The following is a 26,698-nucleotide window of genomic DNA, read 5'->3' as shown; positions in this document are numbered from 1 at the left end:
CCAACTTTTAATGAAAAAATCCCCTAAAAATCTATCATTTTTAGGGGATTGAAGAGGTGGTGTGTCTTAAAAATTATAACCTATACTAAAGCCTGGCCATAATCGATAAAAAAGATCATCTCCAACGCGACTTTTCGAAAAATCATCTTGTGATAATTTAACTAAAAGGCCTGCGCGGTACATTAAGCCTCCTTCTGGTTTTTGATGTCGAAAGCCTAATCTGAAAGTTGATACCTTTGCCATTTTGAAATGTGTGTCTGTTATTTCGTCATTTTGATTGAGGCTGTATCCTTCTATCATACTAAACAAACCAATACCAAATCCTACTTCTGCAAAATTTTTGCTTTGAGGTTTTTTTGCCCACAAAAGATTTAACTCAAAAGGAAAAGACCAATTACCATATTTTTGTCCAAATGTCTTATTATTCCTTTTTATTCTTGGTAAAAACTCAAAACCTATTCTTGGGGCCAATTTTAATTGATCTGAAATTGGGATTATCCTGTCATAATTGATAGTGTAGATAATTCCATTGCCAAGTAGCTCGGCGTAAACATTATTTTTTTTGGTTTCCTGAGCACTTAGCTTGTTTGCAAATAGCGATATAAGTGCAATTAAAAGAAATAATTGATTTTTTTTCATTTATCTATATCTTGAAACAAACTTTATTACGTCATTGTCTATTGTTACATTGCCAATATTTGTACCTGAGCTATTTACCAAGTCTTTGGATACGATCTTAAATTTCCCAAGAAGATAAGGGTCATCGTCGCTTAATATTTGGAAAGGTACTCCGTAAGCATTTACTGTATCATAACCTTCTAACATATCCCAAAAACCAGCATCTTCCTCATATATAACAAGGTATATGTAATCGCCACTTTCTGGAAAATAATAGCTACTGCCCTTAGATCTCGATAAAGGAGCATATGTAAAATCAATATTTATTTCCCTTTTCTTATTTATTTCCTTTACACTGAATGTTCTGATAGGAATATTGTCGTATGCGCCATCTGGGAAATTGCTTATACCACCTGAGTATGCAGTACTGAGCGTCCTGTAATAATTATCGATGAAATAGGTTATCTCTTTTGATCCTGTTGATGGATTGTTTAAATCTGCCCAGCTGAACGCATATTTCATATTTATTTCACTTGCGCCTTTTAACCATGGTTCTTTATGAGTTTTAATGGTCAAAGTAGGCATAAAAACTACAGGTCTCTGTATGGTTGGTGTAGTAGGGCTTGGTCCACTTGTTGTTGGTGGAATTACTCCTGTACTATTTACGCGTTCATTTAAGGTAATAACCCATACCCTATGCCGCTTAGCAAAACATTCATCAACAGGTATGTTTTCAACAATTATTCCATTCTGATCATAAGTATAACCCGTAACAACTTCTTGTGCTGCTAATTCTTCTCCATCATATGCTACAATGACAGGGTTTGCGTAAACAGGTTCTAGTTGATTAGGAATTGCATTTAAGCAAGGGTCTGGTTCGATTGGAGTTCCTGGGTCACCTGGTTCTACTGGGTCTATTGGCTCCGCCACTTGTTCGTGTTCTTCAAAAAAGGGAATGTAGATTTGTGGATATAATGTTTCGCCATTTACTTGCAAAGGTTCTGTTAATGCTTGTTGTAACACTTGAAGATCTACTACTTGAACGGGGTCGCCCGGGGTAGTAGGTATTGGATTGGTGCTCATGTTTAAACTCTTTTTTAAACTTAGCATTTCAGACGATTGTGGCTTTACTAAGTCATTTAAAAGTACATTATAATCCCCGTCAAATTTTTGAGCGACTCTTTCGTTAACCAATTTTTTCATCGCTGGATTTTGTGCAAGTTTAGCGATGATAATGCCATATTCATTTAGCTTTTTATTTAAGTAAAGCTTAGCCTCTTCTTTGGTTGTAAAGTTTTTTGATAGTTCAGGAGTTTGAGCGACTCGATCCTTTTTACAGCTAATCATTCCTATTGAAATTGTGATCAAAATTAAGAAGGTTTTTAGTGAGCGTTTTTTTAGATTTTGTTTCATTTTTTAGAATTGTTTTAATTTATAATGTGATTTTGGTAACGAAACTATTACTTAAATAATGTATAACCAAATCTTTAGTTTAAGCTGTTTCAGCTGTTATCTTTTTGAAAGTATGCTTTAGATGACGTCAGGATGGACTTTTTGAATGATGAAATCTGAAAGTCGAATGTTTTTTAATTTGAAATTTTACACCAACCCCTTGAAATTTTACATCAACTCCTTAAATAAGAATGGAAATTTAAAAAAAAAAAGAAGTTTTTTATTGAGGCCTAATTTATTCTGACATTTACATCATTAAATATATTGATCATATGAAAACCATTTTAACAACAGGCAGCAACGGCCTTTTAGGGCAGAAATTAACTGAAAAAGTACTTGCCGAAAAAAGGGTGAAGCTCGTAGCCACTTCAAAAGGCGAAAACCGCTATCCGGTAAAGGACGGCTATGAATATGCAGAAATGGATATTTTAAAGGCTGATCAGGTTAGGGAAGTTATTGGAAGATACAAACCTGACGCCATTGTGCACACTGCTGCGATGACCAATGTTGATGCCTGCGAGGCTAATAAAGAACTTTGTCACCAGTTAAATGTAGATGCCGTTCAAACATTAATAACAATATGTGAAGAAAAAAATATTCAGTTGATTCATTTAAGTACTGATTTTGTTTTTGATGGTGCTGATGGGCCTTATAAAGAAGAAGATGCTGTTAATCCGGTAAGTTATTACGGCGAATCGGAAGTACTGGCAGAAGAGCTGTTGAAAAACTCAAAAGCAAATTGGGTAATCTTAAGAACTATATTGGTATATGGGATCACTAGCGATATGAGCCGAAGCAATATTGTACTCTGGGCCAAAGGGGCTTTAGAAAAAGCATCGCGTATTAATGTAGTAAAAGACCAATGGCGTATGCCCACTTTGGCTGAGGATTTAGCAGAAGCCTGCTTGTTGGCTGTAGAAAAAAACGCAAGTGGAATTTACCATGTGTCTGGTAAAGATTACATGAGTATTGCAGATTTAGTGCGAAAAGTTGCCGATTATTGGGGTCTTGATCAATCTTTTATTAATGAAATCAGTTCTGCAAGTTTAAACCAAACGGCCAAACGACCAATTAGAACAGGTTTTGTTTTGGATAAGACGATTAGAGATTTAGATTACCGTCCGCATAGTTTTGAAGAGGGATTGGTAATTTTAGACCAACAGATGAAAGGTTCGTTTTGAGTCTAAAGTCTTGAGTCAAGAGTCAAAGCAATCAAGCAATTTAACAATATATTTAACCCATAAAAAAAGACATAATGGCATTACAAGTTGGCGATACCGCCCCCGATTTTAAATTATACACTTCTGATTTGACAGAAATTTCGCTTTCTGGTTTCAAAGGCAAAAAAGTAATTATTCATTTTTTCCCGATGGCTTTTACCGGAACGTGTACCGAACAATTATGCACCATGCGTGATAATTTCAGTTATTATGAAGGAATAAATGCACAGGTAATCGGCATTTCAGTTGATTCTCCGTTCTCTTTGGCTAAGTTTAAAGAAGTGCAAAGTTACCAGTTTCCTTTATTGTCTGATTTTAACAAAGAAGTGTCAGCAGCTTATGGTGCTTTTTATGATGAATTTGTGTTCGGATTGAAAGGAGTTTCTAAAAGAGCAGCTTTTGTAATCGATGAAGAAGGAAAAGTAGCTTATGCAGAAGTTTTGGAAGATGCCCATGATTTGCCTGATTTTAAAGCAATTAATGATGCATTAAGCGCATAAAGCTTATTCTGCAAAGAATTATTTTCAGATTTTTTTAAAATTTAATTGGAAATTAAAATATCAAATTATACCTTTGCAGTCCGTTAACGATACGGAAACGCATTTGTAGCTCAATTGGATAGAGCATCTCACTACGGATGAGAAGGTTTGGGGTTCGAATCCCTACAAGTGCACCTGAAGGGAGAATTGAAAAATTCTCCCTTTTTTTTTCAATAATTATCAAGATTAAATATCTCATTTTCAATTTGTTACCTGATGTGAGTCTAACATCATAGGTGTTCGATAAATACCATTTTCATAGTAAAGATTTGAGTCGAACACCAGATCTATAAACTCTCTTTTTTCCAAGGTATCCGATTTATTGTAAATGTATTTAATGTCCGAAAGAAGTTCTATTCGTCGATCAAGGATAATGAATGCCTCGTTAGAAGTATTGCCAAGCCTTAGCACAGCGGTTTCCAATACATCGATTTTCTCTTTGTAAACGTTAAACCACCTGCGGTAGGTTTCCTGATCAATTTCATTTTTGATATATTTTTCCTCAATCGAATACAGCAGTGCTTTTTCAGCTTCCAGTTCACTCTTTTTCTGTGCCAGTCTGTTCCTGTTATTATCCAGTTCCTGTTGGATTTCTCCTTTTGCCGAGTCCCTGATTTTGGTTATTTCAGCAGACGGCAAGCTCATCAGTTCTAAAATTTTGTCAAATTGATCGTGTGCTTTTTTTGCACTGATATTGTTATGTTTGGAGAACCTGCATTTGTAGTAATGAAAGTATTTTCCAGACTTACCACGAGAAGCGGCTCCTGTGAGGAAATTACCGCAATGGCATTTTAATATTCCTCTTAAGGGAATTGCATCATCAATTATGGTTCTATGTTTGTTGGTTTTTTAAGCTTGCTCTGTACCATTTTCCAGGTAACCATATCAATAATTGGTTCGTGTATGCCAGGGAAAAGGCCTTCCGGATGTTCTTTAAACGCTTTTGCACAGAGAAGGCCAGCATAAAATGAGTTTGTTAAAATGGTTTCTATAGTCATATTGCCTTTTCTATCATAACCCATTTCTATGGCTTTTTCCTTGATAATGTACAAAGAGGTGTTTTTTAAACAGGCATCGTAGACATAACGTATAATTTTAGCTTGCTCTTCGTCATTGATAATCCTTCGATCCCTCGGCTCATCTATTTTTGAGTAGCCAAAAGGGGTTATCCGGAAAACAAATTTGCCTTCTTTTGTTTTATTGGAGTATAGGCCGCCCCCTTATTTTCAAGCTTTGGTAAATGTTATCTTCTTCTGCAAGCAGGAGCTGAAGACCGGCGCTAAAGAAGCTTCCGGGGTGAAAACACTTAATTAATTTTATGATTTCTGCCTTAAGTATAACAAGCTAATTAAGATGTTTTTATATTTTTTTTAAATAAATTTGTTTAGTTATTATAAACACAATATATTAGATTTATAAACACAATATATTAGATTTATAAATTAAATCATCAGCCTATGCTCTCAATCTCTAATATCTACTACAATCTTATTCTTTAGAATAAATGGCACTTTTTTGATGTCATGCTTGTTAGTATTTAATTGTTAAACTAAATATCATCCTATGATACGCTCTATAAAGAGTGCAGGGAATACTGTATACGTATTGCACTCACTAATTAGTAAATTAAAGATTCCTGTTAGTTCTTTTACAATAGAAAAGGATTTACTTGATCATCCTGATTATCCAAGTATGCTCGCGCTTAGTGATTGCCTGACCTCCTGGAATGTGCCCAATGAGGCTTTTAAAGTCGATCCAGGAACTTGTGACGTCAAAGAATTACCTCTGCCATTTATTGCGCATTTAAAAAGAGAAGGGGGAGAGTTCGTTCTAGTTCATGGAATTCAACAAGACACGGTTATTCTCAGTAATGAAAAAGAAAAAATGGAAAATTTAGGTTTATCTGAATTCCTTAAATTCTGGGATGGGGTGATGTTGTGTGCAGAAAAGAATGAGATAAGTGGTGAAAAGGAATATAAGCAGTCGATGATCAAGGGCTTATTGAATGAAGCTCGTTTGCCTTTTCTGGTATTGATGTTACTATTTAGTGTGTTTTATGCTATAAATCTCGGAAGTTCCAGTCTCTTTTATATAGGACTGGTCTTGCTTAAACTAGCAGGTGTAGGAGTAAGTGCACTTTTATTAATGCACAGTATAAATGCCAACAATCCATTTATACAAAACTTATGTAGCATGGGCAAGAAGAATGATTGTAATGCTATCTTAAAGTCAGATGCAGCTAAAGTCACCAACTGGTTAAGTTGGAGTGAGGTTGGTATGTTCTATTTCGCAGGATCCTTAGTTTGCTTGTTAATTAATCCCTCGGGTATTGAACTGTTAGCCTGGTTGAATATTTTATGTTTGCCATATACGTTATATTCAATTGGCTATCAGTTTAAAATAAAAAACTGGTGTGTGTTATGTTGTTCAATTCAGGCCTTGCTGTGGATAGAGGCGGTGACCTTTTTTGTATCTGATCTGTCATTTCAATCTTTGAATATAGGGTTATCTGATATATTTAGCTTTATACTTTGTTTTTTGATGCCCGTTGCAATTTGGTCATTTATTAAACCTTATTTGTTAAAATCTGAACAAGTGAGGCCTTTAAATCAACAATTGAAGAAATTTAAATACAACAGTACGCTATTTAATCAACTCCTAAGCTCACAAATTAAGTATTCTGTTTCAGATGATTTGATGCCGATTGTTTTGGGAAACCCTGAAGCGGAAACCACAATTACTATGGTAAGCAATCCATTTTGCGGGCCATGTGGTACAGCACATAAAACAATTGATGAGTGGTTGAGTCAGCGTGATGACATTCAACTGAAAGTTTTATTCACCACAGCAAATCACGAAAATGACGAGCGTACAAAGGTGGCCAGACATATCACAGCTTTAAGTTTTTCAAAGGATAAGATCCTTGTAGAGGATGCTTTAAACGAATGGTATGGTCAAAGCAGCAAGAATTACGACAATTGGGCAGAAAAATATCCAGTTACTAAAAATGAAAATCTCGAAATAGCAACACAGAGACAAAAGGAATGGTGTGAAATGGCAGAAGTTTCTTTTACACCTACAATTTTTATTAATGGATATAAACTTGTTGATCCTTATGGATTAGACGATATCAAATATTTACTGGTGTAAAAAGATTTTTTTGTACAAAAAAGGGACTGCCAATTGAAACAGAACAGCCCATAACAAGCATGATGTTATAAAAACATGCCGCTTGAGATAACCCGGCGTGGCAGGGCTACAAAATTTAATCACTAGATTCTAATCAAAAGTATGAAAAAATTAAGTTCAAATTCTTCTGCCTTTTCGAAAGGGGAGGTATCCAACTGAAAAGATTTTTAGGGTATGAAATCCTGCGTGTTCATAGGGGGAGCTAAACCATTTAATATGCTGAAGGGTGCTATTGTTGAAGCTGCGAGGACAATTTAGGAGCTACGGATTTATGGCAGAGCATCGTCAAAACTAGCAAAATTGCTATGGAGAATGATGAGAATGTGATTATAATATGTAAAGACGATCATGAATTCACTAATGATTACTCATGTCAGTATCTAAAAAGAAATATCATTGAAGCTCATGAACAAGGAATTTGTATATTATCTGGTGGTGTAGGCGGTTTTCAACATGTTGTACCTCTAGCTCCTAACAGGTTGTGGATGAACACTTTTTATTTTACACAGTTTTTGGATATTTATAAGGGATTTTTCCAAGCAATTATTACAGAACCTTTTAACGAATTTGATACCGTAGCTAGAATGCTATCCGAGATTACTAGACGAAAAATTCTATTGTTGCCTTTATATCACAGAAACGTGATTTTTGGATATTCGAACATTACTAGCAGTAATAATGAAATGCCCGAGCTTGGGCAAAATTTGTTTAAAAGGTCTATAATGCGTTTAGAGACTATGCAAAATGCTTACTTAAATATAGGTTCCTTGTTTGATGAATATTAAAATAATATCAATTATATAATTAATACCAGTTTCCTTGAAAAAGTTCCCACACTATAAACAACCGGACCAAATGGACTGTGGTCCGACTTGCTTGCGTATGATCGCTAAACACTACGGCCGTAATTATACCCTTCAAAGGCTGCGGGAGATCTCAGGGATCAATAGGCAGGGGGTATCCCTGTTAGGCATTAGTGAGGCCGCAGAGAAGATCGGCTTTCGTACCACTGGGATAAGATTTGGCGTGGAACAGCTAAAGGAAATAGATCTGCCCTGTATCATACACTGGAAGCAGAACCACTTTGTGGTGCTGTACAAAATATCAGGTTCCTCTAAAAATGTTTACCATATTTCAGACCCTGCCAGAGGGCTAATTCTATACAAAGAGGCCGAATTTTTAAAGCACTGGCTGAGTACCCAGAATAACGGGCGTTCAGAGGGGATTGCATTGATAATTGCGCCCAGTCCTGATTTTTACAGACAAGGTGGCGACCCTGAAAAAGGATTGAACCTGACTTACATGTTAGGCTATCTTTTTAAATATAGACAACTCATAGTACAGTTATTTGTCGGGCTGGGAGTTGGAAGTTTAATGCAGCTTATACTACCCTTCCTGACGCAGTCTGTTGTAGATATCGGGATCAATACGCGTAACCTGAACTTTGTTTACATTGTCCTGATCGCCCAGACCATGCTATTCCTGGGCCGTATGAGCGTTGATTTTATCCGTTCCTGGATACTATTGCACATGACCACAAGGATCAATATCTCTATTCTCACCGACTTTCTGATCAAGCTGATGAAGCTCCCGATGAGCTTCTTTGAGACCAAAATGACAGGAGACATCATGCAGCGGATGAGTGACCAAAGCAGGATTCAAAGCTTTTTAACAGGATCTTCGCTGAGCACGATCTTTTCGCTTTTCAACCTGGTCATTTTCTCTTTTGTAATTGCCTATTATAACATTAACATTTTTATCATATTTGTAATAAGTAGTATAATCTACAGCTTCTGGGTCGTTTTCTTTTTAAAGAAAAGACGGGAGCTTGATTTCAAGCGTTTCGATATCTCCTCAGAAAACCAAAGCAACATCGTTCAGCTCATTGGCGGTATGCAGGAGATCAAACTTAACAACTGTGAACAGCAAAAACGTTGGGAGTGGGAAAGAATTCAGGCGGGACTTTTTAAGTTTAGTGTGAAAAGCCTAGCGCTGGGGCAATACCAGCAGTTCGGCACTTTCTTTATAAATGAAGGGAAGAATATCCTAATCACTTTTATGGTAGCAAAAGCAGTAATTGATGGGCAGCTAACCTTGGGGGCGATGATGGCCATTCAATATATAGTGGGGCAATTGAATAGCCCAATAGAGCAATTGCTGGGATTTCTGCAATCCTTTCAGGATGCAAAGATTAGTTTAGAGCGCTTAAATGAGATTCATGAACTGGAAGACGAAGAGCCTGTAGTAAAGAATTTTTTGCACGAATTGCCTCTGAATAAAAGTATTGCTTTGCAGAACATAACATTTACCTATCCGGGCGCTGGTGATGAACCTGTGTTACGGGACGTAACTTTACAGATCCCTGAAGGTAAAACCACTGCCATAGTGGGGATGAGTGGAAGTGGGAAGACCACTATTTTAAAGCTTTTACTAAGATTCTATGAACCTCAAAAAGGAGAAATTAAAGTAGGTAATACCCACATGCAGCAGATCGGCTACCGCTACTGGCGGGGTAAATGCGGCATTGTGATGCAGGATGGTTTTATCTTCTCTGATACCATTGCACGCAATATAGCAGTAGGTGATGAATATCCTGATATGACCAAATTGCTTCACGCCGTTAAAGTGGCTAACATCAGTGAATTTATCGAAGAATTGCCCTTAGGTCTGAATACTAAGATCGGTGCCGCCGGAAACGGGATCAGCCAAGGGCAGCGCCAGCGGATGCTGATTGCAAGGGCTGTATATAAAGATCCGGAATACATCTTCTTTGATGAAGCGACTAATGCGCTGGATGCCAATAATGAGAAAGTCATTATGGAGAATCTGGAGACCTTCTTTAAAGGCCGGACAGTGGTTGTGGTTGCCCATCGCCTCAGCACCGTAAAGAATGCGGATAACATTATCGTATTGGATAAAGGAATCATTATAGAACAGGGAACCCACCAGCAACTGGTCAATAGCAATGGGGAATATTATCAACTGGTAAAAAATCAACTGGAACTGGGAGTATAAAATGGATCTAAAAGAAGAGAAATTGGTAGATACCAGGCTGAATGGGCTGGAAGTAAACAGCGAAGAAGTTCAGGAAATCATTACTGCAGTTCCCTCATGGATATTGAGAAGGGGCATTACCCTGATCTTTGGAATCCTGCTGGCTATTGTGGGCGTTTCGGCCTTTATACAATATCCCGATGTCGTAAAAACTACATTAAAGGTCAATTCGCTAAATGCGCCTAAAGCAGTGTTTGTCAGACAGACGGGTAAAATAGTCGTTTTGCTATCTAAAGAAGGAGAAACGGTAAAGCGAAGCCAACCTCTAGCTTTTATCGAGAGTACTGCAAAGCATAGCGATGTCCTAAAGTTCCATGAAATGCTAACCCAGCTTAATCTGGAACTGAACAGTTCGGGTATGGTTGAAAGCCCGCTGCTGAAAGGGCTAAACCTAGGAGAGCTGCAGGGTGCTTATCAGAATTTTTACCAGCAATACCTTCAGTTTAATTCGGCCCAAAAGGACGGATATTACCTGAATAAGAAGAAGTACCTGGAGCAGGATTTGAAAGAGATTGTTAAATTAAAAGAGCAAATTATTTCTCAACGACAGGTTCAGGACAAGGAATATGCGAATGTAAAACATGAATTTGAAGCCTATAAAAAGCTTTATCAAAAGGGGGTTGTTTCTACCAGTGAATACAGGCAACAGGAGAATAAATACTTGTCGGGGCAGTATCCTTTGCAGCAAAGCTCCACCTCTTTACTGAACAACAATACCAGTTATGCAACCAAGCAGAAGGAGATACTGGAGCTGGAGCATACAATAGAGGACGAAAAAGCAAAGTTTGTGCAATCATTAAGTAATATGATCACCGAAACAGATGGCTGGATCAACCAGTACATCATGCGGGCACCGGTTGATGGTAAAGTTAGCTATGCGGGTATTGTACAGGAAAATCAGACGGTAAATAGCGGAGAGGAACTCTTTATGATCAATCCGGCAAATACTGATTTCTTTGGAGAGGTGCATATACCCCAATACAATATGGGTAAGGTGAAAACCGGTCAACAAACGCTCGTGAAAATGAAAAGCTTTCCTTTTGAGCAGTACGGACTCATCAGAGGTAAGGTCAATTATATCTCGGACGTGGCATTCAAGGATAGCATCTTTATTGCCAAGATCAGTTTCGAAAGGTATGAGAACAAGGATCCTAAGCATAAGATTGTACTCAAGAACGGAATGCAGGCTGATGCGGAGATTATTACTGAGGAAAGTTCTTTGTTGAAAAGGTTTATGAGGAATATTACCAAGATGTTGAATAGTAATTAGTGAAAGCTTTGTTAAAAAACCATAGAATGATAAAATTATGTCAAAAATAATTAACGTGTATGTCGATGGAGTATTTGATTTATTTCATGAAGGGCATATTAATTTTCTAAGAAAAGCAGCTTCGTTCGGACGCCTTATTGTAGGAGTTCATGATGATGAATTTGTGATGAGCTACAAAAGAGAGCCATTAATCCCTGAAAAGAGCAGATATGCGGTGGTTGAGTCCTGTAAATATGTACACGCTACTATAAACGGTGTTGGTATTTTAACAGAAGATATTTTGGATAGTTACAATATAGGTTTAGTAGTTCATGGCGATGACTTTAGTCCTGAACAAATAGAAAAATATTATAAAGTTGCATTGGACAGAGGTATCTTTAAATTGGTGACTTACACAAAAGGTATTTCCTCCACACAACTTATCCAGGAGATTAACAAAAGAACTGACAAAGCACCACTTTTATAGTAATTAAAATGAATAAGAAAGATATTAAGACTTGTATTATCAATTTGAAACATAGAGTTGATAGACGTGAGCACGTTGCACAACAGTTTCACGGTCGCGATGAATTCAATGTGAGCCTTGTCGAAGCCTGCGAGCATAAAGTAGGCGCTATAGGGTTGTGGGAGACTTTAAAACAAATAATTTCAACATTGAGCCATCAGGATGAATACATACTTATTTGTGAAGATGATCATGAATTTACCGAACATTATGATAAAGAATTTCTATGGGCGAGGATTAGGGAAGCGAAACTAAAAGACGCAGATATTTTGCTGGGGGGGATAAGCTGGTATGAATCAGCCCTTCAAGTCTCTTCAGATTTATTTTGGGTTGATAGATTTTCTGGTCTGCAATTCACAATTATTTATCGTAAATTTTTTGATACGATATTAACTGCAGATTTTGGAGAAACAGACGCAGCGGATTACAAGATTTCAGCCTTGACTAAAAATAAGCTCTTGATCTACCCATTTATTTCTTCGCAAAAAGAATTTGGTTATTCGGATGTTACTGCAAAGAATAATGCGAGTGGTCGTGTAACTCAGCTATTTTCTGATTCATTGGAGAAACTAAGCCATTTAAAAAGCGTATATACATTTTATAATTTAGAAAATTATTAACAAAATGAATCAAATGGACGAATATCAAGGTGTAGTTCTACCTGTGTATGTTATAAATATAGAAAGTCGCACTGATCGGCTACTCCATATCAAAGATCAATTTAAGGGCAAAAACGAATTTGAAGTAAATATTGTAAAGGCATGCGAAAATAAAAAGGGTGCTCTGGGTCTGTGGCAGAGTATTGTGAAGATTATAGAAATGGCTTTGAAGAGCGATGATGATGTCATCATTATTTGTGAAGATGACCATCAATTCACTGAAAACTATTCGAAAAGAGAACTTATTGAAGCCATAATTAAAGCAAGTGAAAAAGGGGCAAAAATGCTGATTGGCGGGGTGGGGGGATTTAAAAATGCTGTTCCGATAAATGATGGGCTTTGCTGGGTAGACAATTTCTGGAGTACACAATTTTTAGTTATTTATCGGCAGTTTTTTGATGATATACTAAAGGAGCCTTTTGATAAAATGGATGACACTGCGGACGGAAAATTTTCAGAGATGACAAGTAGTAAAATGGTCATTTTTCCGTTTATATCTGTTCAAAGAGATTTCGGTTATTCAGATATATCTATTGGTGTAAGAAATACTAAAGGTTTGTCGGTAGATGAGTTGTTTAAAGATTCTGAATCAAAGTTGAGGAGAATTTACGAAGTGCGGGATTTTTATATGAAATTTGCAAACTAAGAGAGATAACACTATTATTACCTCTCATCAATAATTCGTCCATCGGCATCAACATTAATGTCCATAGCTAAAGGAACGATAGAATTTTGTTCAAGTTGATGGGACCATGAGAACACTTGAACTTTATTTCTCCAGTCTTTATAAGAAATATCCAGACACTCCTGAGGTTTGGCAGGTAATTTGAACAAGCTGCCTTCAAATAAAGTTTCTGATAAAGGATAATAAATAGCTTTTGGATAGACGGTTCCAGCTTCAAACACAATCTGCTCTTCCTCATCAGTAAAAAACCAAATATCAACGAAAGGGAAAGTGTATGAATATCTCTCTATAGGCTGACCACCTTCATCCCAGATCTTGTAATATGGCACTCTAGCTGAACCCCAATAGCAAATTGATGACGTTAATGTTGTCTGGCTCTTTACAACTGCGCTAAACTTTGCAAAGTCATTCATATTTAACCCTAAATCTACATCATCATCCCAGGGCATAATACCACCATGTCTTATTTGTCCAAGCAGCGAACCATCGCAGAGTATCAATTCAATATTATTGTCATTTGCGACATTGCTTATGATATGCATTATCTTTTGTATCATAACTTTAGTTTCTAATGACCAGGCTGGCGATTGAAAAATAGCATCCTTCATCGCCAATCTTCTTTCTTTCTTGTGTAGAACATTCTCTTGTAAATTGAAATGATCAGTTTCTTCGCTATATACCTCAAGTTCTCCTGATATAGACTTAGTTAAAATTTCTTCATCCAATGGCTGTCTTATTACACTTATTTCTAAAAGCTTATCCGCACCTCTACGGCTAATAAAATATGCATCAACACCCCAATAGCATCCTAAAAGATAGCCGGGTTCAAACTCACTGCTATCCTCTACAACTGATCGCTCAAAAGGAAAAAAGATATCCCAATCTAGACTTTCCCTTAGCTTGTCATTTATCTTTGTAAGATCTTCTTCTTGAGGAAATTTTACGCTAGCATATTCATTAATAATTAAGCAGAAAGGAGCATCAGATTTTTTAAATTCCGTCCAGATTTCATGATGAGTATTGAACTGGTCGCATTCATATTTGGAAAGACGAAATCCGTATCTGGAGAACATATATTCATTGTCCAGAGATAATGGTGAACCTTCTCCGTGAAATTTTACATCTACAGGAATTATTGTGATTAAATGAGTGTATGGATCTGGACTTTTTGTTTCTTCACTTTCGGGATTAATGTTATAAATCAACATAGAGCGGTTTTTAAAGGGATAAATTTATTCAGAGTTATAGTTTTTATGTTGTAATATCTGTTATTATTTGATTGATAACAACTGAGTTTAATTCGATAAATTCTTTCTTTTTTAGATCATATTCATGTGAATTATTTACAACTTTTAGATCATGCTGGGTTTTATTTTTAAGATGTTCTTTTGTGACTAAATCTTTTATCGAAGACAGTTTTTCTCTGCTGAATGGAAGATCAAAGTGATCACAGATTTTAATAAACTCCTTATCAAGATCCATCAACAGATTTTGATACGAAATCACAGTTTTCTTCGTTGTAAAATTGTCATCTTTAAGCCATTTTTTTAAATGCGCTCCGTAGCTATTCGTCCAGAAGAATACATTTTCTGGATTATTTAAGTCTAATCCATGGTATGTCAATTGAGAGAAGACTGTTTCTACCGCATCCCTATGAAGATATATTACGTTTTTTGGTTTAAGTTCAAGATCAATATCGTGATGGTGCAAACAGGTAAAGTCGACAGCGTCAAAATAATAGAAAGCCCTTGTCAGTGCGGGTTTTTCAAAGTATAACTCCATAATTAAACGTAGCCAATGGCTGCCGGTACGAGGAAAGCTGATTAAATACGGGAAATCAACATGATTTAGTTTCTTCAATACCGCAGGAGTAATCGGTATGGCTTTTGAAGCCTCATTTTTGTACATCATATTCTTTTTATTTATATATTTTTTCTATCAAATCGTATAGCGACTCTTCTTTTACGGTACCATTAGTGTTGATAACAAAGTCCGGGTGTTTTGGGATTTCGTATGCAGCAGAAACACCTGTAAATTCCTTTATTATTCCTTGTTCGGCCTGTTGATATAGACCTTTAGGATCTCTGGATCTACATACCGCTATTGGACAATCCACAAAGACCTCCAAGAAATTTTCAGATCCAATAATTTTGCGCATCATTTCTCTGTCCTGTTCATAGGGGGCGATAATTGATATAATGGGTATTATTCCATTTGAATAAAATAATTTTGCTACTTCTGCAATTCTTCTCGCATTCTCAGTTCTGTCTTCCTTACTAAATTTTAAATCACTATTTAATCCTGTTCTTAGATCGTCTCCATCCAATACGGTAAATGAAGAGTTGTGATCGGTTAGTATACTTGATAGTTTATATGCAATTGTAGTTTTTCCAGCTCCTGACAGCCCAGTTAGCAGAATACTCTTAATCCTGTGGTCCATTTTACATAATTTAGTTTTCAGTTTTAAAAAAAATTACAACGTACACTCTTTAATTATATCCATCTCATTTACCGCCATCCATATTATATTAAGTGGGTTAAGATCTGTTAGGAGACGTTCTTTTTGCTGGCGTATATAACGAATTCTATTTCTCCAATCATTGTCGTTGATTGATTTTGCAATTGTGTCAATTGATGCTTCAATATTCCTGATATCTAACTTCACATATGCCCTTTCGTCAATAAATGAATCTATATTGGTACATCCGTCATAAAAACATAAAGTCTCTGACAAAATGGGGTCTAATAATTTTTCGGTATAGTAATTTTTGTCAAATGAATTTTCACAATTGATATGATATTTGTATTTCAAGAGCGCATTATATTTATCCCTGATTGGACCTTTATACGATTTGATAGTTTGGAAGAAATTACCGCTACTATTTTTGCCCCAAAGGTCGAATCCACCTTCAATGAGTTCATCAAAGGCTTGAATAAACTGAAGTCTTGCTAAATGTCCATCCAAATAACATAAATCACTTATTACAGAGGATAAAAGTTCCGTTTTTTTTATCCTCCTTCCCCTTTCTGTCAACATTCTTCTTGACTTATCTGTCAAGGTCCAACCTAATAAAGATAAGGGAGAGATGAAGGAGGTTTTATGCGGCTTAATATTGCCAGATGCCAATGGTTCAGTAAGAAATGTTATAGCTTTTCTTTCATCATAATCCATGTCCTCGCAAAATGGCCTGGTCAAAATGATGAGTTTGTCGTATTTGCTACCAGCAGTAAACTCAATATTTTTCCATTGAGTACTCCCAAATCCATAATCCTTCATCGTTATTAACATCTCCTCGTCTGTTTGCCAGAAACCTGTGCTTTTAACAAGTATTTTTCTCATTGGTCAAGATCTTGTGGCATTTAATGATGAAGACTGTTCATCGTAAAATCCTATAGCTATAGGAATTATCTTTAATTGACTTTTGAGACTTTCATTGCTAGCCTCCTCACATCGTGATTTAATACTGAAAATTAGCATAAGAGTGGTTTAAAAGGGCTTAATTGTATATTTACGATATATAGTATTTATTGTTTAGTTTAACTGTACTAATTTGTTATAAACTGAAAAAAGAGAGTTTGATGAGGAAAGGGTAATTTTACTTTACAACTCCGTAGCCGCTATTTCTTAACCGTATGGGACGGATATATTTCTTTAATATAAAATATCTCATCGAATTTGGCCTGCCAGTTCATTTTTAAATTTCCATGGCCAAAAAACCTGAATCGTAAAACTTTCATTAGTAAGATCTGTTCTTTTTTTAAGATCGAGGAAAGCATACTGATCTCATCCGGTATCCAGCTTTCCCTATTTGAAGCCAGCGGTTTGCTGAGCTTTATAGTCCTGCATATGCTATGTCCCCCTCCCCTGGAAGTAAAACCAATAGTATAGATATCCTCTTTCCGAAATTTTGGTCCGAGAAAGCTTCCCATTAGGTGAAATGGATGGACGCATGAAATTCAATATGGCTGCTTGGACATATGGCTGTTGACCGCCCATACAATTATTTTTTGATTTTTGAATTTGTTAGTCATCAGCCAATGTATATTTTCAGTCATCCTACTGTCACGAACTGAATTATACATGAAATAAGATCCTTGAATAGGTTGGGTTTGGTTATTGAAAGCTTGTGTGTTTTTAATAACCTGAAAACCAAAACTATCTGATTTTTTGGTCGGTAAAGAAAGTAAGCTTGAAAGAGAAGCCTCATATTTGTCCAATAACGAAAGATAGGATGCTGATGGATTTAATAGCTGTTCTTGATTTTTAACCAAAGAAGACTGCAATGAATCCCAGGAACTATAAAAATCTTTATCCATGGTAGGAGAAATATCTTGATCAAAAGAATCTGACTTGAAGGCTATTTTTAAAAAATCTTTTAGCCTGTTACTACCCATTTGTCTGTAAAATTGATTGTCAATTCCGGAAATGACTAGTGGTGTATCTGTTGAATTTGTCGCTGGAATATAGTTATTAAGCAGCTCATTACATTCTTCAGCTACGCCCCAAATGCTATTTATTCCCATTCGTTGATCCTGACTGTCTTTAATGTAAAAAAAAATCGGCCTCAAATGCTAATACAATAAATCCTGTATTTAATCAACCTTGATTTTGCTGCAAAAGTAGCTCCATTTCCATGAGATTGCTCCCCTAACAATACCAATTTTGCATCTCCGATAGCATTTCCTATTTCAAAAAAATCTTCAAAAGAATTCTTCTGGATTGATAATATTAATCTGTATTAGTTTATCAAATACCAAATATCTTCTAGCCCATAAGGTTCCATTAGCATACATTAACAACTTTAGGTTTCCAATTCAGTTTGGCTACTAGCTAGGGTAACAGTTTACTAAGTATGGCTTACAAATTGAAGCCGCTATTTCTCTAGCCGCTTGCTCCGAAGGAGCATCTGCAATGGTTATGTGGTTTCCATCGGCACACTGACAAAAATATGTATTACCGCTACCTGAACCACTTCCATCGCCCCCAATTACTTTTTTCAATTGTGCTCTTGTTAGCATCTCACCTTTATTAAAGGCATTTGTGTTTAATTTTAGCTTTTTCATGTTAGTTTAAACTTTTTAGTAGTATAATTTTTAAATTTGTTCTGTATTGTCTTTCCCTTATTAAAAAGGGAAAAGTTATCTTCAATTAACCAATAACTATTGGTCAGGAGGCAATTTCGTTTTATCATTTTCAGAAAGAGTTTTGCTCATTTTACAACAGCCCATTAATCATCTCTTTCACTTTGTCACTTCCAGGGAAAGCTGAATTTTTCTTGATGAGTAGCCCTTTCTTGTTATATAAAAGATATGATGGAATATACTTGAACTCAAAATGATTCATAACGTACTCCCACTGGGAATCATTCAGGTAATAATGTTCACTGCCTATACCCTTAATTTTTTCTTCCCATACGGTTCGGGGCGAAGACGCATTCGTTAGATAGACAAACACCACATCCTTGTCATGGAATTCACCTTTTGCACTTCTGAATTCCTGCATAGCAGTTAGGCAAGGAATACACCAGGTTGCCCAAAGGTCAATTAAAACAACCTTGTTTTTATATTTAGAAACTATTTTTTCTATAACCTTATCATTAGGAATTGACGAGATATCATTGATAACAATAGGTGATTTGTATTTATCCAGTCCAACAACCTGCTGGTCTTTTCGAAGTAATATTTTTGCAATATCTCCCCCCTTCCAATATTTTTTGATATTTTCCTTTTGTATCTGGCTTAACGGTCTTACTTGTTCGTTGAGCTGTATGCCATAAGCATTGGCCGCCAAAATATCATAGTATTGGCCGTCCTTGAATCCAACCAAATCTGATAAAATAGCTTTCACCTTGTTCAGCCAAGAGGGAATATCACTGTCTCCTATCAAAGGTAGTCCCAATGTTCTATCTTGGAGAATTGATTTTTGAAATTCAAGGAAGGTAGAAGCATACAAATATTGATGATCATTGAGATTAAAGTCTTTCAAAAAACGAAAAAAGAGTCTGTCAATATTTTGGCTAACGGGCTCCGTGTTTTTATCACCATTGGTTGCGCGATAATTTCTCTTCATTTGAACCTCATAATCGAATACAGAGTTATTATATAGAAATAGGCGAAAATCGTTTGACAATATTTTTTTTAATTCTTTTGAGATTAAGGTGTCATTTCGTACTACAGCCAATCTCTCGGATAAAACATTTTTGGTATATTCTAAAAAATAATCTGTTGGTTTATGATAAGGCTGATCAAGGAAACTGTCTGACTTAAATTCAATCATTTCACCTATGAGGCCGAAGTAACGGAGCACATCTTGCTTATTCATGTTGGGGGTTACCTCAACATGTTCAATGTCAAAACTTGAATCGTAGGCGAGATTAATGTTTGTAAGATCACCACTCTTCAATTTGACGAGAAGTGCTTTATCTGGGTCTAAACTTGTGTAAAACCTAGTCAAGCAAATCGATGTCTCAACATCAACATCAATTGCGAATTTTCCAGTTCGATCAACCAATGTTTTATATTTAACAAACTCTCCAGAGATTGGATGTGGAACAGTAATATTTACATAAATACTCTCGCTACTTGTATTATTTTGAACTGTTATTGTTCCCGTTAACTTTGCAATACCCTCTTTTATAACAGGTGTATCTATTACCATGCCTACAGATGGCTTAAATAATAGTAAGAATAAAAAGCTCAATACGCCATAATGATGTAATTTTCTTATTTTGATCATATTTTTTTGATTTAAAACTAGCAAACCTTTTAAAAGATTTGCTAGAAGCATCAATTATTTGCATACATTCTGCTAAAAACTCGCGTTTTTAATTTTCATCAAAAACTACAAAAAAAATTGGATGAGGTTAATTAGCAACGACTGAAAGTTGAACAATATTTTTCACTCGCCATATATGAACTACATTTCCCCGGGTATTCTATACCGTTAGTTATAAAGGTACAGCAATCACCCATAGCGAAAGTCTCACAAGCCTTAATCTTCGAGATATCACCACTTCCACCCCCGAAATCTTCACTTCCATCACCCCCCAATACTTTTTTTAATTGTGTTCTTGTTAATACTTCTCCTTTATTAAAGGCATTCGATTTTAAACTTAATTTTTTCATCGTTAGTCTGTTTTATTACATTCAAAAAACAGTAAAAAGCTTAATTTTGAATTCTGTTAATTATTGTACCTCTATGGTGGGCATGCTCATGGGCTTGTGAACAATTACCTGGTTCAGTTGCCCCTTGGGCAGCTGTTCTTTTTACGAAATGTTTGGTTGCCGCTATTTTGTTTTTAAGTTTATATTTTGCTTGATTGATAGTATCAATCTGTATTAGTTTATCAAATACTTGATATCTTCTAGCCTAAAAGGCTCTACTAGCTTATAGCCAGTAATTTAAATTGTAGGCGTAAAGGCAATTTCAGTCATGTTACACCATTGTTTTTGTTTTTCGGTTACGGCATTCGTTTCTCCATTAAAACTGATCGGGGTATTTAATTGCTCAGTTCTCGTATTTTTTATTAATTAGACTATATCAATCATTTAAAGCCTATTCTACAGTATGTGATCTTGTTGTAAACGACGGCACAAATTCCTTTATCGACTTTAATAGCCTCAATGGGCACATTCCAGGAGGCCAGGCAATCACTAAGCGAGCATACTTGGATAATCAGGATGATCAAGTAAATCCTTTTCTATTGTAAAAGAACTAACAGGAATCTTTAATTTACTAATTAGTGAGTACAATACGTATACAGTATTCCCTGCACTCTTTATAGAGCGTATCATAGGATGATATTTGGTTTAACAATTAAATACTAACAAGCATGACATCAAAAAAGTGCCATTTATTCTAAAGAATAAGATTGTAGTGGATATTGGAGATTGAGAGCATAGGCTGATGATTTAATTTATAAATCTAATATATTGTGTTTACAAATCTAATATATCGTGTTTATAATAACTAAACAAATTTATTTTAAAAAAAAATATAAAAACATCTTAATTAGCTTGTTATACTTAAGGCAGAAATCATAAAATTAATTAAGTGTTTTCATAGTTTAAATGCGCAACGGGCGGCCATTTTTGCCGAAATGCCCACCCACCTTTGGCCAACCGTTTTTTGATTGTTAACAATTGGAATATATGTGCCGATACAGTATAATGAATGGGGGGCGATACAAAACATTAAAACATCTTCAAAAGATCGGTAAAAGGATTGTTTGGTCTGGCTGCCTGGTATTTGAAGAAAATTCTGTTAAATGTAAAAATGGCACAAGATTCTTTGTAGAATAAAATAAATGTCATTAAAATAGCCCTTTTTTAAATAAATTCTCAATTTTAAATGGCATCTAAATTAATAATTATATATTTGCAGCCTTGAAAGTAAACAATGTCTAATCCTATTAATCAGTGATTTGAAAATTACTTTTAACAGAGCCATAGGAATAAGGCTTTTTTAATTTTTGAAGACAACCTAAACAACTTGAATGCTTAATTTAGTTCTCTTTGGCCCTCCAGGGGCGGGTAAAGGCACCCAATCTGAAAAGCTGATTGCAAAATATCAGTTGGTACACGTTTCAACAGGCGATCTTTTTAGAGCACACGTTAAAGGAGAAACAGAATTAGGAAAAAAAGTGAGTCAATTGTTAGCTGATGGAGAATTGGTTCCTGATGCCATTACAATTGCCATGCTTGAAGAAGAGGTAGATAAAAATCCTGATGCTAAAGGATTTGTGTTTGATGGATTTCCGCGTACCGTTCCGCAAGCAATTGAGCTTGATTTATTTTTAGAGCGTAAAGGCAGTAAGATTGCTGGTGTGATTGCTTTAGATGTTGATCAGGACGAGTTAACAAAACGTATTGCTGAGCGTCATAAAACCAGCGGCCGTCCGGATGATGACGCTGAAAAATTGAAAAAACGGATTTCAGAATACTTTGATAAAACCATCCATGTATTACCTTATTATGAAGAGCAGGGAAAGTTGAATAAAGTAAACGGAATTGGTGAAATAGAAACCGTATATAATGATCTTTGCGCGGTAATTGATCAGTATAAAGTATAAAGTTCATATAGTAAGTATAAAGGAAAAGGCTTTAATTAATCCCTGATCCATTATTAAAAACATAAAAAGGAGTTATAATGTTAAAACGTTATAACTCTTTAATTTTAAGGGAATTGTTGTTTCAACGTTCCAGTATTAACATTTCAACATTAAAATATGTCACAGGGTTCGAATTTCGTAGATTATGTAAAAATTTGTTGCCGTTCTGGTAAGGGCGGGGCAGGTTCGGCACATTTGCATCGTGATATTTTAACCTCAATGGGTGGGCCCGATGGCGGTGATGGTGGTCGCGGTGGCCATATTATCGTTAAAGGCAGTATCCATATCTGGACATTATTACACCTTAAATACCGTAAGCACATTATCGCTGAAGATGGTGGAGCAGGTGGTAGTTCCCATAAATTCGGTAAACAAGGTAAGGATGAAATTCTGGAGGTTCCACTGGGTACCATTGCCAAAGATGCTGAAACCGGAGAAATCCTTTTCGAAATTACCAAAGATGGCGAAACCAAAATTCTAACAGCCGGTGGTCGTGGTGGTTTGGGTAACGCACATTTTAAAAACTCCGTTCAGCAAACACCTCGTTTTGCACAGCCAGGTGAGCAGGGACAAGAGGTTTGGAACATTTTAGAATTAAAAGTTTTAGCTGATGTTGGTTTGGTTGGTTTCCCAAATGCCGGTAAATCTACTTTACTCTCGGTCGTTTCGGCGGCTAAGCCAGAAATTGCTGATTATCCTTTTACCACTATTGTGCCTAATCTGGGCATTGTAAGTTATAGAGGCGGAAAATCTTTTGTAATGGCCGATATTCCAGGAATTATTGAGGGTGCATCAAAAGGTAAAGGTTTAGGCTACCGTTTCTTACGCCATATTGAACGTAATTCGGTATTGTTATTCATGGTTCCGGCTGATACAAGCCGTTCGATCAAAGAAGAATACGAAATTCTTAAAAGTGAACTAGAATCTTACAATCCTGAATTAATGCAGAAACCTCATGTTTTAGCCATTACCAAATCGGATATGTTAGATGAAGAACTAATGGAAGAGATGAAACAGGATCTGCCGAATATTCCATCTATATTTATTTCGTCAGTAGCAGAGAAAAATATTCTGGAGCTGAAAGATATGCTTTGGAAAGCGATTGAGGGATAGGCTTTGGGGTTAAATGTATAAATTGTTTAAACCGGTTAATTGCCAATTTATGCTGATTAGTTTTAACAATTAACCAGTTAACCGATTTAAATAATTAACCTTTCTGAAGAATTAGCTTCTCGAGCGGTCTACAGCCAATCCAATCCATTCTTTAAATAACATTTCCCATGCGCCTAATGCACTGGCATTTGGGATAATGAAATCACTTAATTCAAAATCTGTATTTCCGGAAAAATTGGTTGGGTAATATGCAATCTTGGACTGAGTTTGTTTATCGAAAATTAGTTTTGCCCTTGGGATGTGCCAGGCACTGGTAATCACCATAATTTTAGCTTTAGGATTCTTTTTCCTGATGAGTGCCAGACTATATCTGGCATTTTCGACCGTATTTCTACTCTGGTTTTCAATCAGGATTGCAGAATCAGGAAGGCCAATCAGTTTTAGGTATTTAACGGCTAAATCAGCTTCCTTTACTTGTCGGTCTATTAAATTTGCACTTCCACCACTAAGCAATATCTGCTTAATCTGTCCTTTCTTATAAAGCGCAATGGCTTGAAACAAGCGATCGCCTGCCCAATTAAAAGCAATTTCATTATTTCGTTTATTTAAACCTGAGAAACCGCCCAGTACTATTCCGACGTCATATTGCTCCGCCTTCGGATAGCCAGATTCGTAACTGTTGAGTATTCTCCCGACAATAAATGAATTAGAAAAAAAGCAGAAAACAATCAATACACAGACTAGATACCTTTTCCTTTGTTGAGGCTGTTTTGCTGCTATTGCAAAAATCAAAAGCACAAAAACCCATACTATTGGTTTAATGAGAAAAGATAAAATCTTCGAGAGGATAAAAATCATATATTGACATTATCCTGTAAAACTAAGAAATTGTTTAAACGGTAAAAGGTTTTGGCATGTATTAATTAATGCGTGCCAATAACCAGTTCATGTCTTTATATTTTTATCCCTGGCCTTCCTGTACCTGACCGTTTTCGTGCGCATTTTCTAAAATTTCCTTCACATCCGATTTGCGTTTCTTCGGAACAGTATGTTTAAAATGTGGCACTTCATGCTCAACAATATCATCTTCAATGGCTTCTACACCAAAAACTTTCTCTTTTAAAAGATTGTATTTGTCCTGAAATCCGTAACGAAGATTTCTGGCTCCGCCGGCAATTTTTCCACGGGTACCTGCACCACTGTCAGGGGCAAATAAAATACTAATTACTGCGCCCGCTGCTAAACCAGCCACTAAGGCAAGTGCTATTTTTGCACTGTTATCTGATTCGTGCTTTAAGTATTTTCCGATTAACTTTCTGTATTTCATAACGTAGCATTTTTAAAAAGAACAAACGCCATCATATAATGTTTCGTAAAATCTAAACCAAATCGCAATAAAGCATAATATTTGGTAAGTTTAATATTTAAAATATCTTATAAATGGTAAAAGCAACAATAAACAGGGAACACTATGCATGTTCGGTAAGTAATGGCTCTCATGATATTATAGTAGACGAACCTTTAGAATTGGGTGGAACACATAAAGGATTTGCACCAAAAGGATTATTAATGGCTTCTTTGGCTTCGTGTGTAGCCATTACTTTAAGAATGTATGCTGATAGAAAAGAATGGCCTATTGATAAAATTGAAGTGGAAGTAAACATTGATACCGAAAATGGTGAAACCATATTTTTTGAAGAAATTACCTGTACAGGGGTACTTACCGAAGAACAAAAAATCAGATTGGAAGAAATAGCAGCGAAATGTCCGGTGAGCAAAATTTTAGCCGCTGGTCACGAAATCAGATCGAAGGTGCTTTAAGTAGACGGTGCAAAACTCCTTTATATAATCATAAAAAGCTTTAATATCTTTGTCGAAACCCAAGCGTTCGCTGTGGTAAAAAAATAATTTATGCCTACCGAGATAAAATGCCCCAACTGTGCCCATGTTTTTCCGATGGAAGAAGCAATGGCCGAAGATTATAAGAAAGAGCTACGTGAGAAAGCGGCGGCTTATGCAAGGCAGAAAGATGAAGAATATCAACGCAAACTGCAGGTTTTTGAATCAGAAAAACAGCAGCAGTTGAAAGCTTTTGATGCTAAACTCGCAGAAGAGAAAACCAGGCTTAAGGATGATTTGGAGGAAAATCTGCGTAAAAGTATTTCGGCAGATTTTGAAACCAAACTGCAAATGCTGGAAGGTAATGCGAAAGATAATGCCGAAAAACTGAAGCTAGCCCGTGAAAAGGAACTGGAGTTTTTACGCCGCGAGGAAAGCCTTAAAGTAAAAGAAGAAGAAATGGAACTTGCCTTTCAACGTAAAATGCAAGAGCAGCGTAATGAGTTGGTAGAACTGATTCGTAAGCAAGAGGCAGAAAAAAATAGTATTAAAGATACCGAACACCAGTTGCGTTTAAAGGAACTGGAAAAACAGCTCGACGATCAGAAAAAACTGGCCGAAGAAATGAAACGCAAGGCAGAGCAGGGCAGTATGCAATTGCAGGGGGAAGTACAGGAACTGATTTTAGAAGAACTGCTGCGTACCAATTATCCTTTCGATTTAATTGAAGAAGTTGGTAAAGGCGTGCGTGGCGCAGATTGTGTACAGGTGGTGCGCAACCAATTCGGCCAGGAATGTGGTAAAATAATTTACGAAAGCAAGCGTACCAAAGATTTTGGCGGCGACTGGATCGAAAAACTGAAGAAAGATATGCGCAGCATGGGCATTGATGTAGCGGTAATCGTAAGTCAATGTTACCCTAAAGGCATGGATTGTTTCGGGCAGCGCGACGGGGTTTGGATTTGTTCTTTCGAAGAAGTAAACGCTGTGGCTTATGTGTTACGTGAGGGGATTTTGCGCCTCGCTGGCGCTGTAAAATCGCAGGAAAACCGTGGCGAAAAAATGCATATGCTTTACGATTATTTAATGGGAGCAGAGTTTTCAGAACAATGGAAAGCCATTAGAGAAGGTTTTATGAGCATGAAATTATCTATACAACGCGAGCGTGACGCTATGGAACGTTTATGGAAAGCACGTGAAAAACAGTTGGAAAAAGTATTGTTAAATGCAACCCACATCCGCGGTTCGATAGAAGGCATTGCCGGTAGCGATAGTGTACAGCTGAGCTTAACCGATGAAGATGATGATACCTTGCTTTTAGAGTAAATTATCGGCTGTTTAAGCCTCTCGGGTTTCGAAACCTGAGAGGTATGGACAATAAATATCTTTTCGGTGCTGAGTAAACCAGAACCTGCAGGTTCAAATGTGATATAAATAGTAATAAT

27 protein-coding genes and 1 tRNA gene are annotated in these 26,698 nt (G+C 36.3%); 14 read left to right on the top strand and 14 right to left on the bottom strand.

Annotated features, from left to right (window positions below; translation table 11 throughout):
* Window positions 1-66: 66 nt before the first annotated feature.
* Window positions 67-639 (bottom strand): hypothetical protein, encoded by a 573-nt coding sequence (locus AC04QZ_RS23685; protein ID WP_478359722.1) that lies wholly within the window; start codon window positions 637-639, stop codon window positions 67-69.
* Window positions 640-2,031, bottom strand: a complete 1,392-nt coding sequence (locus AC04QZ_RS23680) for a hypothetical protein (protein WP_478359721.1) — start codon at window positions 2,029-2,031, stop codon at window positions 640-642.
* A gap of 311 nt (window positions 2,032-2,342) precedes the next feature.
* Here AC04QZ_RS23680 and AC04QZ_RS23675 point away from each other — a divergent pair, with 311 nt between their 5' ends.
* The 3 genes from AC04QZ_RS23675 to AC04QZ_RS23665 all read left to right on the top strand — a co-directional run bounded on the left by AC04QZ_RS23675 (window position 2,343) and on the right by AC04QZ_RS23665 (window position 3,963).
* Window positions 2,343-3,251: an SDR family oxidoreductase gene (locus tag AC04QZ_RS23675; RefSeq protein ID WP_478359720.1), complete on the top strand. Its 909-nt coding sequence runs from the start codon at window positions 2,343-2,345 to the stop codon at window positions 3,249-3,251.
* 74 nt (window positions 3,252-3,325) lie between these two features.
* Window positions 3,326-3,790, top strand: coding sequence for a redoxin domain-containing protein (locus AC04QZ_RS23670; protein ID WP_478359719.1), 465 nt, complete (start codon window positions 3,326-3,328; stop codon window positions 3,788-3,790).
* Window positions 3,791-3,889: 99 nt separating this feature from the next.
* Window positions 3,890-3,963 (top strand) — tRNA-Arg (locus tag AC04QZ_RS23665).
* A 67-nt stretch (window positions 3,964-4,030) separates the two neighbouring features.
* Here AC04QZ_RS23665 and AC04QZ_RS23660 read toward each other — a convergent pair.
* Together AC04QZ_RS23660 and AC04QZ_RS23655 are read right to left on the bottom strand one after the other, a co-directional pair.
* Window positions 4,031-4,474, bottom strand: a complete 444-nt coding sequence (locus AC04QZ_RS23660) for a hypothetical protein (RefSeq protein WP_478359718.1) — start codon at window positions 4,472-4,474, stop codon at window positions 4,031-4,033.
* A gap of 179 nt (window positions 4,475-4,653) precedes the next feature.
* Window positions 4,654-4,947 carry a recombinase family protein gene (locus AC04QZ_RS23655; RefSeq protein WP_478359764.1) on the bottom strand — a complete coding sequence of 98 codons (294 nt, stop codon included), beginning with the start codon at window positions 4,945-4,947 and terminating at the stop codon, window positions 4,654-4,656.
* 445 nt (window positions 4,948-5,392) lie between these two features.
* Between AC04QZ_RS23655 and AC04QZ_RS23650 the strand changes: the two genes are divergently transcribed.
* The 7 genes from AC04QZ_RS23650 to AC04QZ_RS23620 all read left to right on the top strand — a co-directional run bounded on the left by AC04QZ_RS23650 (window position 5,393) and on the right by AC04QZ_RS23620 (window position 13,152).
* On the top strand, window positions 5,393-6,979 hold the full coding sequence (locus AC04QZ_RS23650; RefSeq protein WP_478359717.1) for a cysteine peptidase family C39 domain-containing protein: 1,587 nt from the start codon (window positions 5,393-5,395) through the stop codon (window positions 6,977-6,979).
* 344 nt (window positions 6,980-7,323) lie between these two features.
* Window positions 7,324-7,803: a hypothetical protein gene (locus AC04QZ_RS23645; protein ID WP_478359716.1), complete on the top strand. Its 480-nt coding sequence runs from the start codon at window positions 7,324-7,326 to the stop codon at window positions 7,801-7,803.
* A gap of 34 nt (window positions 7,804-7,837) precedes the next feature.
* A complete protein-coding gene (locus AC04QZ_RS23640; protein ID WP_478359715.1) occupies window positions 7,838-10,033 on the top strand; it encodes a peptidase domain-containing ABC transporter in 2,196 nt (731 codons plus the stop codon).
* A 1-nt stretch (window position 10,034) separates the two neighbouring features.
* Window positions 10,035-11,342 (top strand): beta-barrel domain-containing protein, encoded by a 1,308-nt coding sequence (locus tag AC04QZ_RS23635; RefSeq protein WP_478359713.1) that lies wholly within the window; start codon window positions 10,035-10,037, stop codon window positions 11,340-11,342.
* A 37-nt stretch (window positions 11,343-11,379) separates the two neighbouring features.
* Window positions 11,380-11,808 carry an FAD synthase family protein gene (locus AC04QZ_RS23630; protein ID WP_478359712.1) on the top strand — a complete coding sequence of 143 codons (429 nt, stop codon included), beginning with the start codon at window positions 11,380-11,382 and terminating at the stop codon, window positions 11,806-11,808.
* A gap of 8 nt (window positions 11,809-11,816) precedes the next feature.
* On the top strand, window positions 11,817-12,467 hold the full coding sequence (locus tag AC04QZ_RS23625) for a hypothetical protein (RefSeq protein WP_478359711.1): 651 nt from the start codon (window positions 11,817-11,819) through the stop codon (window positions 12,465-12,467).
* 13 nt (window positions 12,468-12,480) lie between these two features.
* The gene (locus AC04QZ_RS23620; RefSeq protein ID WP_478359710.1) at window positions 12,481-13,152 is read left to right on the top strand and encodes a hypothetical protein; all 672 of its coding nucleotides are present in this window, start codon (window positions 12,481-12,483) and stop codon (window positions 13,150-13,152) included.
* A gap of 17 nt (window positions 13,153-13,169) precedes the next feature.
* On the opposite strand, the gene AC04QZ_RS23615 is transcribed toward AC04QZ_RS23620, so the two are convergent.
* From AC04QZ_RS23615 to AC04QZ_RS23580, 8 genes are all read right to left on the bottom strand, one after another.
* Window positions 13,170-14,399, bottom strand: a complete 1,230-nt coding sequence (locus AC04QZ_RS23615; protein WP_478359709.1) for a LicD family protein — start codon at window positions 14,397-14,399, stop codon at window positions 13,170-13,172.
* A 43-nt stretch (window positions 14,400-14,442) separates the two neighbouring features.
* A complete protein-coding gene (locus AC04QZ_RS23610) occupies window positions 14,443-15,102 on the bottom strand; it encodes a sulfotransferase domain-containing protein (protein WP_478359708.1) in 660 nt (219 codons plus the stop codon).
* Window positions 15,103-15,109: 7 nt separating this feature from the next.
* On the bottom strand, window positions 15,110-15,631 hold the full coding sequence (cysC, locus tag AC04QZ_RS23605; protein WP_478359707.1) for an adenylyl-sulfate kinase: 522 nt from the start codon (window positions 15,629-15,631) through the stop codon (window positions 15,110-15,112).
* 33 nt (window positions 15,632-15,664) lie between these two features.
* Window positions 15,665-16,531 carry a hypothetical protein gene (locus AC04QZ_RS23600; RefSeq protein WP_478359706.1) on the bottom strand — a complete coding sequence of 289 codons (867 nt, stop codon included), beginning with the start codon at window positions 16,529-16,531 and terminating at the stop codon, window positions 15,665-15,667.
* 617 nt (window positions 16,532-17,148) lie between these two features.
* A complete protein-coding gene (locus AC04QZ_RS23595; protein WP_478359705.1) occupies window positions 17,149-17,715 on the bottom strand; it encodes an erythromycin esterase family protein in 567 nt (188 codons plus the stop codon).
* A 303-nt stretch (window positions 17,716-18,018) separates the two neighbouring features.
* Entirely contained in the window at window positions 18,019-18,255 is a 237-nt protein-coding gene (locus AC04QZ_RS23590; protein WP_478359704.1) for a hypothetical protein, read from the bottom strand.
* Window positions 18,256-18,406: 151 nt separating this feature from the next.
* On the bottom strand, window positions 18,407-19,927 hold the full coding sequence (locus AC04QZ_RS23585) for a TlpA family protein disulfide reductase (protein WP_478359703.1): 1,521 nt from the start codon (window positions 19,925-19,927) through the stop codon (window positions 18,407-18,409).
* A 131-nt stretch (window positions 19,928-20,058) separates the two neighbouring features.
* On the bottom strand, window positions 20,059-20,316 hold the full coding sequence (locus AC04QZ_RS23580) for a hypothetical protein (protein WP_478359702.1): 258 nt from the start codon (window positions 20,314-20,316) through the stop codon (window positions 20,059-20,061).
* Between the two features lie 1,370 nt (window positions 20,317-21,686).
* On the opposite strand from AC04QZ_RS23580, the gene AC04QZ_RS23575 reads away from it, so the two are divergent.
* Both AC04QZ_RS23575 and obgE read left to right on the top strand, forming a co-directional pair.
* Entirely contained in the window at window positions 21,687-22,262 is a 576-nt protein-coding gene (locus AC04QZ_RS23575) for an adenylate kinase (protein WP_121283653.1), read from the top strand.
* A 156-nt stretch (window positions 22,263-22,418) separates the two neighbouring features.
* The gene (obgE, locus tag AC04QZ_RS23570) at window positions 22,419-23,414 is read left to right on the top strand and encodes a GTPase ObgE (RefSeq protein ID WP_029277724.1); all 996 of its coding nucleotides are present in this window, start codon (window positions 22,419-22,421) and stop codon (window positions 23,412-23,414) included.
* 111 nt (window positions 23,415-23,525) lie between these two features.
* Here obgE and AC04QZ_RS23565 read toward each other — a convergent pair whose 3' ends face one another.
* Together AC04QZ_RS23565 and AC04QZ_RS23560 are read right to left on the bottom strand one after the other, a co-directional pair.
* Entirely contained in the window at window positions 23,526-24,272 is a 747-nt protein-coding gene (locus AC04QZ_RS23565) for a YdcF family protein (RefSeq protein WP_478359701.1), read from the bottom strand.
* Window positions 24,273-24,375: 103 nt separating this feature from the next.
* On the bottom strand, window positions 24,376-24,741 hold the full coding sequence (locus AC04QZ_RS23560) for a YtxH domain-containing protein (protein ID WP_478359700.1): 366 nt from the start codon (window positions 24,739-24,741) through the stop codon (window positions 24,376-24,378).
* Between the two features lie 113 nt (window positions 24,742-24,854).
* Here AC04QZ_RS23560 and AC04QZ_RS23555 point away from each other — a divergent pair, with 113 nt between their 5' ends.
* On the top strand, window positions 24,855-25,235 hold the full coding sequence (locus AC04QZ_RS23555) for an OsmC family protein (protein WP_086547553.1): 381 nt from the start codon (window positions 24,855-24,857) through the stop codon (window positions 25,233-25,235).
* A gap of 90 nt (window positions 25,236-25,325) precedes the next feature.
* The gene (locus AC04QZ_RS23550; RefSeq protein WP_478359699.1) at window positions 25,326-26,579 is read left to right on the top strand and encodes a DUF2130 domain-containing protein; all 1,254 of its coding nucleotides are present in this window, start codon (window positions 25,326-25,328) and stop codon (window positions 26,577-26,579) included.
* The last annotated feature ends 119 nt before the right edge of the window (window positions 26,580-26,698 follow it).

It is taken from the genome of Pedobacter folensis, from assembly GCF_056490665.1.
The sequence above is the reverse complement of the archived record's forward strand: the minus strand, read 5'-3'. Positions and strand labels throughout refer to the sequence as shown.

Bases quoted from the DNA above. Each gene is read 5' to 3' on its own strand.
- AC04QZ_RS23685 (WP_478359722.1), bottom strand. From the start codon at position 639: ATGAAAAAAAATCAATTATTTCTTTTAATTGCACTTATATCGCTATTT.
- AC04QZ_RS23680 (WP_478359721.1), bottom strand. From the start codon at position 2,031: ATGAAACAAAATCTAAAAAAACGCTCACTAAAAACCTTCTTAATTTTG.
- AC04QZ_RS23675 (WP_478359720.1), top strand. From the start codon at position 2,343: ATGAAAACCATTTTAACAACAGGCAGCAACGGCCTTTTAGGGCAGAAA.
- AC04QZ_RS23670 (WP_478359719.1), top strand. From the start codon at position 3,326: ATGGCATTACAAGTTGGCGATACCGCCCCCGATTTTAAATTATACACT.
- AC04QZ_RS23660 (WP_478359718.1), bottom strand. From the start codon at position 4,474: ATGAGCTTGCCGTCTGCTGAAATAACCAAAATCAGGGACTCGGCAAAA.
- AC04QZ_RS23650 (WP_478359717.1), top strand. From the start codon at position 5,393: ATGATACGCTCTATAAAGAGTGCAGGGAATACTGTATACGTATTGCAC.
- AC04QZ_RS23645 (WP_478359716.1), top strand. From the start codon at position 7,324: ATGGAGAATGATGAGAATGTGATTATAATATGTAAAGACGATCATGAA.
- AC04QZ_RS23635 (WP_478359713.1), top strand. From the start codon at position 10,035: ATGGATCTAAAAGAAGAGAAATTGGTAGATACCAGGCTGAATGGGCTG.
- AC04QZ_RS23630 (WP_478359712.1), top strand. From the start codon at position 11,380: ATGTCAAAAATAATTAACGTGTATGTCGATGGAGTATTTGATTTATTT.
- AC04QZ_RS23625 (WP_478359711.1), top strand. From the start codon at position 11,817: ATGAATAAGAAAGATATTAAGACTTGTATTATCAATTTGAAACATAGA.
- AC04QZ_RS23620 (WP_478359710.1), top strand. From the start codon at position 12,481: ATGGACGAATATCAAGGTGTAGTTCTACCTGTGTATGTTATAAATATA.
- AC04QZ_RS23615 (WP_478359709.1), bottom strand. From the start codon at position 14,399: ATGTTGATTTATAACATTAATCCCGAAAGTGAAGAAACAAAAAGTCCA.
- AC04QZ_RS23610 (WP_478359708.1), bottom strand. From the start codon at position 15,102: ATGATGTACAAAAATGAGGCTTCAAAAGCCATACCGATTACTCCTGCG.
- cysC (WP_478359707.1), bottom strand. From the start codon at position 15,631: ATGGACCACAGGATTAAGAGTATTCTGCTAACTGGGCTGTCAGGAGCT.
- AC04QZ_RS23600 (WP_478359706.1), bottom strand. From the start codon at position 16,531: ATGAGAAAAATACTTGTTAAAAGCACAGGTTTCTGGCAAACAGACGAG.
- AC04QZ_RS23595 (WP_478359705.1), bottom strand. From the start codon at position 17,715: ATGGGAATAAATAGCATTTGGGGCGTAGCTGAAGAATGTAATGAGCTG.
- AC04QZ_RS23590 (WP_478359704.1), bottom strand. From the start codon at position 18,255: ATGAAAAAGCTAAAATTAAACACAAATGCCTTTAATAAAGGTGAGATG.
- AC04QZ_RS23585 (WP_478359703.1), bottom strand. From the start codon at position 19,927: ATGATCAAAATAAGAAAATTACATCATTATGGCGTATTGAGCTTTTTA.
- AC04QZ_RS23580 (WP_478359702.1), bottom strand. From the start codon at position 20,316: ATGAAAAAATTAAGTTTAAAATCGAATGCCTTTAATAAAGGAGAAGTA.
- AC04QZ_RS23575 (WP_121283653.1), top strand. From the start codon at position 21,687: ATGCTTAATTTAGTTCTCTTTGGCCCTCCAGGGGCGGGTAAAGGCACC.
- obgE (WP_029277724.1), top strand. From the start codon at position 22,419: ATGTCACAGGGTTCGAATTTCGTAGATTATGTAAAAATTTGTTGCCGT.
- AC04QZ_RS23565 (WP_478359701.1), bottom strand. From the start codon at position 24,272: ATGATTTTTATCCTCTCGAAGATTTTATCTTTTCTCATTAAACCAATA.
- AC04QZ_RS23560 (WP_478359700.1), bottom strand. From the start codon at position 24,741: ATGAAATACAGAAAGTTAATCGGAAAATACTTAAAGCACGAATCAGAT.
- AC04QZ_RS23555 (WP_086547553.1), top strand. From the start codon at position 24,855: ATGGTAAAAGCAACAATAAACAGGGAACACTATGCATGTTCGGTAAGT.
- AC04QZ_RS23550 (WP_478359699.1), top strand. From the start codon at position 25,326: ATGCCTACCGAGATAAAATGCCCCAACTGTGCCCATGTTTTTCCGATG.